Origin of the sequence: Synechococcus sp. R55.3 (assembly GCF_047461975.1) — a bacterium.
Classification (GTDB): domain Bacteria; phylum Cyanobacteriota; class Cyanobacteriia; order Thermostichales; family Thermostichaceae; genus Thermostichus.
Genome location: NZ_JANSIG010000022.1, coordinates 1 through 8,782, shown reverse-complemented (window position 1 = coordinate 8,782; position 8,782 = coordinate 1). Strand labels below are relative to the sequence as shown.

Annotated in this window: 7 protein-coding genes; 6 read left to right on the top strand and 1 reads right to left on the bottom strand. The window is 60.5% G+C overall.

Going from position 1 to position 8,782, the window contains the following annotated elements; genetic code table 11:
• From NW849_RS05335 to NW849_RS05320, 4 genes are all read left to right on the top strand, one after another.
• The coding region (locus NW849_RS05335; protein WP_414356374.1) for a phycobilisome rod-core linker polypeptide at positions 1–591 on the top strand (591 nt) is incomplete at its 5' end.
• 142 nt (positions 592–733) lie between these two features.
• Positions 734–1,045, top strand: a complete 312-nt coding sequence (locus NW849_RS05330; RefSeq protein WP_414356373.1) for a DUF6825 family protein — start codon at positions 734–736, stop codon at positions 1,043–1,045.
• On the top strand, positions 1,042–2,778 hold the full coding sequence (locus NW849_RS05325; RefSeq protein ID WP_414356372.1) for an ABC1 kinase family protein: 1,737 nt from the start codon (positions 1,042–1,044) through the stop codon (positions 2,776–2,778). Before NW849_RS05330 ends, NW849_RS05325 begins: the two co-directional genes overlap by 4 nt.
• The gene (locus NW849_RS05320) at positions 2,778–3,497 is read left to right on the top strand and encodes a PP2C family protein-serine/threonine phosphatase (RefSeq protein WP_414356370.1); all 720 of its coding nucleotides are present in this window, start codon (positions 2,778–2,780) and stop codon (positions 3,495–3,497) included. Before NW849_RS05325 ends, NW849_RS05320 begins: the two co-directional genes overlap by 1 nt.
• A gap of 11 nt (positions 3,498–3,508) precedes the next feature.
• Here NW849_RS05320 and NW849_RS05315 read toward each other — a convergent pair whose 3' ends face one another.
• Entirely contained in the window at positions 3,509–4,426 is a 918-nt protein-coding gene (locus tag NW849_RS05315) for a histone deacetylase (RefSeq protein ID WP_414356368.1), read from the bottom strand.
• A 131-nt stretch (positions 4,427–4,557) separates the two neighbouring features.
• Here NW849_RS05315 and NW849_RS05310 point away from each other — a divergent pair, with 131 nt between their 5' ends.
• Complete coding sequence (locus tag NW849_RS05310) at positions 4,558–6,465, top strand: serine/threonine-protein kinase (protein WP_414356366.1); 1,908 nt, start codon at positions 4,558–4,560, stop codon at positions 6,463–6,465.
• A gap of 3 nt (positions 6,466–6,468) precedes the next feature.
• Positions 6,469–8,782: transglycosylase domain-containing protein (locus tag NW849_RS05305; RefSeq protein WP_414356365.1), on the top strand; the 2,314-nt coding region annotated here is incomplete at its 3' end.

Here is an 8,782-nt window from a genome sequence, read left to right as displayed (position 1 = left end):
GCCTATCGCCAGATCTTCAGCGAGCATCTGATGCTGGAGAGCTATCGGCAAAAAGCTCTGGAATCCCAGTTGCGCAACGGGGCGATCTCGGTCAAAGAGTTTGTGCGCGGCCTGGGCAAGTCGGAGGTGTACCGGGATCTGGTCATGGTTCCCAACGACAACTACCGCTTTATTGAAGTCACCTTCCAGCGCTTCTTGGGTCGGCCCACCTACAGCCAACAGGAGCGCATCAAGTACTCCATCATCGTTGCCACCAAGGGGCTGGATGGCTTTATCGATGCCGTGGTGGATAGCGAAGAGTACAATGCTGCCTTTGGGGATGATGTGGTGCCCTACCAGCGCCGTCGTCTGTCGGAAAAGCCCGCCAACCTGGTGACCCCCCGCTATGGAGCCCGTTGGCGCGATGTCTCCGGCGTGAAGCGCTCGACGCGGGAAGTGGTGCGCACCTATCGTCTCACCCGTCCTCCCAAACCCGGGGATCCAGAAAACTTCCTCAACATGGCCCGCATGCTCAATCCCAAGCCGGCTGCACGGCAAAACATCAGCGTCTTCGATCTGAAGATCCCGGACATGACCACCAGCCGCCGCTAGGACTGGGCAAGCTTCCGGGGACAACCCTTTGCGGGCTCTGCCGGGCCGATCGATCCGAGGCTGTTCGGATGGGTCGGCCTGCCGCTGTGCCTGGGGCAAGATTCGTTATAATCCTGGTGATGCTTCTTAACACTTGGGTCGCATGAAGAATCCGGTTGTGCGGGCTTTTTTTGTCGGCAAGGCTGTGGCGGATGTCCTACGGGAGCGTTTGGAAAGCGCCCTCACCGATATTGCCGGAGAAGTGGGCAAGGTGTGGGCCGAGCTGCAGGAGAGCTGGCAAACCTTTGCCCAGGATGTCATGACCCGAGCTGAGGCAGAAGCATCCGTGGCCGCCCAGGAAAGGGTGCCGCCTCCTTTCCAGACAGAAGATCTGCAGGCAACTCTGGACGACTTGCGGGCAGAAGTGGCGCAGTTGCGCTCCGAGTTGCAGAAGTACCGGAGTCGAAACGCTTGAACGCGAGCCTTTTGGGATCCCGGACTTCTTTGGGATCACAACCCGTCAAGCCCTATACCGCCTACCGCTGGGCCCGGGAGAACTATACTCGCCAGGGCCGCATGCTGGACATTTGGCGATTTGTGCTCACCTGGCTGTTTTACCTTTGGCTGGATCAGCAGGCTTGGAGCTATGGGGGGCAACCCACGCCTGAGCGAAAGGCCAAGCGCCGCCGTGCCAGAGCCGTTTGGATCCGCGAGACGCTGCTCAACTTGGGCCCTACTTTTATTAAAGTGGGGCAGTTTTTCTCCACCCGCGCCGATCTCTTCCCCCCGGAATATGTCGAGGAGCTCTCCAAGCTGCAGGATCGGGTGCCTGCTTTCAGCTACGAACAGGTGGCGGCAATCGTGCAGCAGGAACTGGGCAGGCCGATCACCCAAATCTACAGCTATTTTGATCCCACCCCTTTGGCCGCTGCCAGCTTAGGGCAGGTGCATCGCGCCAAGCTGAAAACCGGGGAAGAGGTGGTGGTGAAGGTGCAGCGTCCGGGGCTGACCCGCTTGTTCACCATCGATCTGGAGATCTGCCGCGGGATCGCCGAGTTCTTTCAGTATCGCACCCCTTGGGGTGGGCCAAGCCGGGACTGGATCGGCATCTATGAAGAGTGTCGGCGCACCCTCTGGGAAGAGGTGAATTACCTCAATGAGGGCCGCAATGCCGATACCTTCCGTCGCAACTTTCGGGATATGCCGCAAATTGCTGTTCCCAAAGTGTATTGGCGTTACACCTCTCCTCGCCTGTTGACGTTGGAATACCTGCCGGGGATCAAAATCAGCGATTACGAAGCCCTGAGCGCGGCGGGGCTGGATCGCAAGGTTTTGGCTCGTCTGGGGGCAGAGGCTTATCTGCGGCAACTGCTCAAGGATGGCTTTTTTCACGCCGATCCCCACCCCGGCAACATTGCCGTGAAGCCCGATGGCACGTTGATCTTCTACGACTTCGGCATGATGGGCCGCCTGCCCTCCGATGTGAAAGAAAAGCTGATGGGCACGCTGGCAGGTGTGGTCTCCAAAAATGCCGATCAGGTGGTGGCCTCGCTGGTGGAACTGGGGGTGCTGGTGCCCACCGCCGATCTGGCTCCCGTGCGCCGCTCGGTGCAGTACATGCTGGATCACTTTATGGACAAACCCTTTTCCGGCAACTCAGGAGAAATCTCGGTGGCGGCCATCAGCGAAGACCTCTACGAGCTGGCCTACGATCAGCCGTTTCGCTTTCCGGCTACCTTCACCTTTGTGATGCGGGCCCTGACCACGTTGGAGGGGCTGGGGAAGGGGCTGGATCCGGAGTTCGACTTTATGGAAGTGGCCAAACCCTTTGCGGAGGAGCTGATGAGTTTGAACGGAAGCGAGACCGAGACCCTCTTGGCCCAGGTTGGCCGTCAAGCGGCTGAGTTCACCAGCAGCAGTCTCAGTTTGCCCCGCCGGATCGAATTGACCTTGAGCAAGTTGGAACAAGGGGAGCTGCGCCTGCGGGTGCGATCCAGCGAGACGGAGCGCTTGCTGCGCAAGCTGAACAACACCGGGCTGGGAGTCATTTACGGGGTGTTGTTTGCGGCCTTTTTTTTGAGCGCAACTCAGCTCTTTTTGGCCGGACATGCTACCTTAACGGTTATCGCTTTGGTTTTGGCTGCCCTCGCTGCTCTTGCTTTACTCAGAGTACTCTTAAGGTTGAATCGGTCAGAGCGATTGATGTGATGCGACGATATGCCTGCGCTACGGATCCCGGCAAGCTCCGCAGCAGCAATCAGGATGCCTACTACTGCGATCCGGAGGGACGCTACTTTATTGTTGCCGATGGTATGGGAGGACATGCTGCTGGGGCTACAGCCAGCCTGTTGGCCGTCGAGACCATCCGGGAATATCTGGATCGAGGCTGGAAAAACGTGCCGGCGCCCCGGTTGCTCAGCGAAGCCGTAGAAGCGGCCAACAGTGCCATCCTCAAGGATCAGCGGGAGAATCCAGAACGGGCAGACATGGGCACTACGGTGGTGGTGGCCATGGTGGATCCCAATGACAACTGCTGGAGCGCTCACATCGGTGATTCTCGCCTCTATCGCCTACGGGGATCCGAGATGCAGCAAATGACAGAGGATCACACCTTGGTGGCCCGCTCCATTCGACTGGGGGAGTTGACCTACGAGCAGGCCCGGATTCACCCCTGGCGACATATTCTCGAGCGCTGCCTGGGCCGGCCTGATGCGGGGCCGCCTTCTGTGCAGCCGATTACCGTGCGTCCGGGGGATCGCCTGCTGTTGTGTAGCGACGGCCTGACGGAGGAGTTAGACGACGAAGTGATCATCGAGTACTGCCTGCAGGTGGAAGATTTGGAGCAGCTTCCTCTAAAACTCATCGAAGCGGCCAAAGAGCGGGGCGGGCGAGACAACATCACGGTGGTGATTGCCGAATACGCCTAGTTTGCCCCCGGCTAGAGACGGTATTGGCGGTACACTTCGCTGGCCGCTCGGTGCAGCAGGGAGTGGCGATACACAAGGCGGTCGAGGTCTTTGCCGTAGCCGCCGCCGATGACGCAGGCGACGGGGTAGCCCTGCTTTAGGCAAGTATTCAGCACCTGCATGTCTCGCCGAAACAGCCCCTGGTCGCTGAGGGCCAGCTTGCCCAAGAGGTCTTCTTCGTGGGGATCCACACCGGCATCGTAGAACACCAGATCGGGGCGCACCTGAGCCAACAGATCGGGCAAGTGGTCGGCCAAGGTCTGGAGATAGGCTTCATCTTCCATGCCTACCGGCAGGGCCACGTCCAGGTCGCTCTGCTGCTTGGTGGCGGGGAAATTGGCCTCGCAGTGCATGGAAAAGGTGAACACCCGCGGCTCGGAGCGGAAGATCCAAGCAGTGCCGTCTCCCTGGTGGACATCCAAATCCACGATCAAGAGCCTTTGCACTAGCCCTTGCTGCAGCAAGACTTGGGCGGCAATGGCCAGGTCGTTGAAGATGCAAAACCCAGAGCCGTAGCCGGGGAAGGCATGGTGGGTGCCACCGGCGGTGTTGCAGGCCAAGCCATGGCGCAGGGCCAATTGGGCAGTCAGGATGGTGCCGCCCACCGCTCGACAGGTGCGCTGTACCAGCTCTGGGCTCCAGGGCAGGCCGATACGCCGCTGCAATTTGGCTTCCAGGGATCCCTCACAGTAGGCCCTGACGTACTCAGGGGTATGTACCGACTCAATCCAGGCGAGAGGGGGCAGCTCAGGGTGGTGCACTTGCTGGGGGCGGATCACCCCTTCCCGCAGCAGCAGCTCTTGCAAGAGGCGAAATTTCGGCATGGGAAAGCGGTGGTCCGGCGGCAGGGGGGCACTGTAGTCGGGGTGGTAAACAATTGGCAAAGACATCAAGGGCAACTGGATTGACGGCGGCGAGCATGGCCTATAACGGCTCCAGTGCTTATGGTAGAGGTAGCCCGCTCCTGCCGGATCCCTTCGAGACTCTTGCAAACCTGTTCTCTGTACCGCCGCGATTCCCTATGTTTACTGCGTCGGATCCCTTTTTGGGTCGCCTCTTGGCTCAGCGTTATCGACTCGTACATCTGCTGGGACAGGGAGGCATGGGGCGAGTCTATTTGGCTCAAGATTTGCTCTTTGGTGGGGTGGAAGTGGCCGTCAAGCTGCTCTCCCAGCCGGCAATGGATCGGCGCACCCGCCTGCGCTTTGAACGGGAAGCGAAAGCCTGCGCGGCTTTGGGCCAAAAAAGCCTGCACATTGTCAAAGTCAATGACTATGGTATTACCCCCGATGAGGTGCCCTTCTATGTGATGGAATACCTGAACGGCAAGACCCTCAAGGATATTCTGGCCGCGGGGGCTTTGCCTTTGGAGCGCTTTTTCCGGCTGGCCCGCCAAATTGGCCTGGGGTTAAAGGCGGCCCACGAGGGGATCCTCATGGAAGGGCAAAGGGTACAGGTGATCCACCGCGATTTGAAGCCGGCCAATGTGATCGTGGTGGCCGATGACAGTTTTGGGGAACTGGCGAAGCTGGTGGATTTCGGCATTGCCAAGCTGCTCAATAGCCATGAATCTTTGAGCTTTACCCATGCCTACCTGGGAACGCTGGCCTATTCTTCCCCAGAACAACTGGAGGGATCCCCTCTGGACGTCCGTTCCGACATCTACAGCTTCGGGATCATGCTGTACCAGATGGTGTCCGGGGAGATGCCCCTCAAGCCCACCACCGAATCTTTCCCGGGCTGGTACCAGGCCCACCACAAGCGCCGCCCCATTCCTCTGGAAGACCTGGGATTGAAGTTCGCGCTGCCCGCCGGTTTATCCGACTTGATCCTCAGTTGCCTGGCCAAAGATCCTGCCGCCCGCCCGCAATCGGTGGCTAACGTGTTGACGGAGCTGGAGCACATTCAAGCCAGAGCACAGGGATCCCAAAAAGGATCTCCAGAGACCGTTGCCCTTCAATCTCCGCTGATCTCCTCTGGAAGTGTTGCCTCTGGCCCACTTTCTGGAGACCCCACTGCTGTTGCGCCGCCCTTGGCCGCATCAGGTACTCTGCGGCTCAGGCCCCTGACGGCGGTCGCCGAGGTCGAGAACGGGGGATCCCTGCTTTGGGTGCGCCTGATTCCCCTTCTAATGGGCGGGTTGCTGGGCTTGACCTTGGTGAGTTGGGGATGGGGACGGTTTCTCCAGCGCCCCTCAGCTCCCCTTGTTTCCGGGTCAGGATCTCGTCCGGCAGTGGCAGATTCCACTGCCCCAGAGAATGTCCATCCTATGCCTGGGGAGCTTGTCCCTGAGCCCCTTGTTTTGGCTTCAGAGCAGAACGGACGGCGGGATCCCGCGCCGGAGCTGGAACCCTACAACAGGAGCGAGCCGGTGTTTCGCGCCTTTCCCCTGGAGACTTCCCGCGAGACGGTACGAGCCAGCCTGGGATCCCCCAACCAGCAGGGGCATGGTGCTTGGCCCAACACCGTGTATGACCTGTATCGCCTTGGCGGGGTGAACCTGGGCCTGCTCTACGACGCATCCAGTCTGGCCCTGCGGCAAACCGAAGCCACCGTCACCGATGGCGTACCCACCCCTCAAGTGGAAGGACTCTTGGAGGATATGCTGCAAGCCCCCTTGCCTGCTCAACTGCAGCGAGAACTGCAGGCTGTGCGCGAGGGACGTTCCGGGCGAGTGCAATTCCGCGTTGGCCCCTGGGCCGGCAGGATCGAACGCAACGCCCAAGGCCATCTTTACATGGCCCTCTGGGATCCCACGCTGCCCAGCGGTGCTCCACCACCTTCCCCCTCCTCTCCCACCCTACCCCCGGCTGCCCCCGTTGCCCGGCCTCCCAAGGCCCGTAACCTCAATTCAGCAGCAGGCGGCCCTCGTCCCGGCCAGACCATGCAGGAGCTGCTGCGCCGTGCGCGCGAATTGCGGGGGGACTGAGCCATGTCTGCTTCTGAAGACAAAAAGCCGCTGTTGAGCACCGTCGCTCGCCTCTTCAAAACTCTGGCGAGGCCTTTCCCTGTCGGGCCTACAGCTCTCCTCAAACCCCCCGAACCTCCTCCCCCCAAGCGCCCGGTGCGCCTGCGGATTACCTGCCCAGGAGAGCCCCCCCAGGTGGTTGCCCTGAAGGGATCCGACATTCTCGGTCGCAGCCAGACGGTGGCCACCATTCGCATCCCTGCCCCCGCGGTGAGCCATCTCCACGCCCACATCCGTCCCCGCCCGGATTGGCGCCTGCCCGGTCTGGGTTGGCGGATCCCGTTGCCCCCTATTCTCTACTGGCTGGGGTGGAATGCCGGTCGCTACCAGCTAGAAGATCAAGACTCGACCAACGGCGTTTTCCGCCTCAAACCCTTCGGTGGTGTCGAGCGGGTGCGCCGGGTGATCTTGCGGCATGGCCAGCAACTGAGCCTTGGCCCGCCTCGGGATCCGGAGAGCGTCTGGATTCAAGTGCTGGATCCACCCCCACCACAGGTGTATGGGGTGCGCGGCTGCCTCATCCTGATGGTGGTCTTGGGGCTGGGGGCGAGGATTTGGATCGGCCATGAGTGGAGCAAGTTCTCAGTGGAGCCACCCCTCTCCGCAGATCGCAACCCCCTGATCGTCCTGGCCGGGGATCAGCAGACGGAGCTGCGCCGCCATCAGGGGGACACCTACCGGGAGCTGCCCGACCTGGAAGCTTTTGGGCCGATTTTGCCCAAGGTGGTGGTCGCCGCTGAAGATCACCGCTTTTACTCCCACTTTGGGGTGGATCTGCTGGGCATTGCCCGCGCCTTTTGGGTGAACCTGCGCTCGGGGGAAGTGCAGCAGGGGGGCAGCTCCATCAGCCAACAACTGGCCCGCACCGTTCTGCGGGACTACACCGGCTCCGGCAACACCTTCGGGCGCAAGCTGCGGGAGGCCGTCGCCGCCCTGAAGCTGGAACAGCGCTACAGCAAAGACGAAATCCTCGCTCTCTACCTCAACAATGTTTACCTGGGCAACGGCATCTACGGCTTTGAGACTGCTGCCCAGTTCTATTTCGGGATCCCAAGCCGCCAGCTCAGCCTTTCCGAAGCTGCGACTCTGGCGGCCATTTTGCCCGCGCCCAATGCCTTTAACCCTGTCGCCAACTATGATGCCGCCGTTCGGGGCCGGGATCGGGTGTTGGATCGCCTGAGCGAGCTGAAAGTCTTCCCCGAAGAGGAGATTCGGCGGGCCCGGCGCAGTCGCCTCACCCTCAACCCCAATTTGCGCTCCCAAACCTCGACAGTTGCTCCCTACTTTTACAGTGCCGTCTTCCAGGAGCTGCGGCAGCTCTTGGGCCAAGACCTCTCGGCAGAGGGCAACTTCATCATCGAAACCACGGTGCATTTGCCCTACCAGCGTTTGGCAGAGCAAGTCCTGGCCCAAACGGTGCGCGAGTCCGGATCCCGCTTGGGCTTCAGCCAAGGCGCTTTGGTCAGTCTCGACAGCCGCAACGGTGAAGTGCTGGCTTTGGTGGGCGGGATCGACTACAACGCCAGCCCCTTCAACCGGGCTACCCAAGCTCAAAGGCAGCCGGGCTCCACCTTCAAAGTGTTCACGTATGCGGCTGCCCTCACCCAGGGGATCCCTCTCTCCCAAGTGTTGTCTTGCGAGCCCCTCACCTGGGGCAACCTCACCTTTCGGGGCTGTCGCTCGGGATCGGCCCCTATGGATTTGGCCCGCGGCCTGATCCTCTCCGAAAACGTGATTGCCCTGCGGTTGGCCCAACAAGTAGGTCTAGAGCAAGTGGTGGCGACGGCCCGGCAAATGGGCATCCAATCGCCGTTGCAACCCTATCCTTCTATGGTGATTGGCACAATGGAGGTGAACTTGCTGGAGTTGACAGCAGCCTTCACTCCTTTTGCCAATCGTGGCCTTTGGTCAAGGCCCCACACCATCCGCCGCATCTTGGATAGCAGCGATTGCGCCAACCCCAACGACTTTCGCACCTGCCGTGAGATTTACCCTGGTCGGGAGGATCCCCGTTCTCAGCGACTTGTCTTACCAGAAACCGTCGCCCAACAGATGACAACCGTACTGCAAGGGGTGATCAGCTCCGGCACCGGTACTACTGCCCGGCTCGGCATTGGAGAAGCCGGTAAAACCGGCACCACCACCGCCAACAAGGATCTGCTCTTTATCGGCTACACGCCCAACCCTCCCCTGGTGACCGGCATTTGGCTGGGCAATGATGACTCTAGCCCAACACGAGGAAGCAGCAGCATAGCCGCTCAAACTTGGGGAAATTACA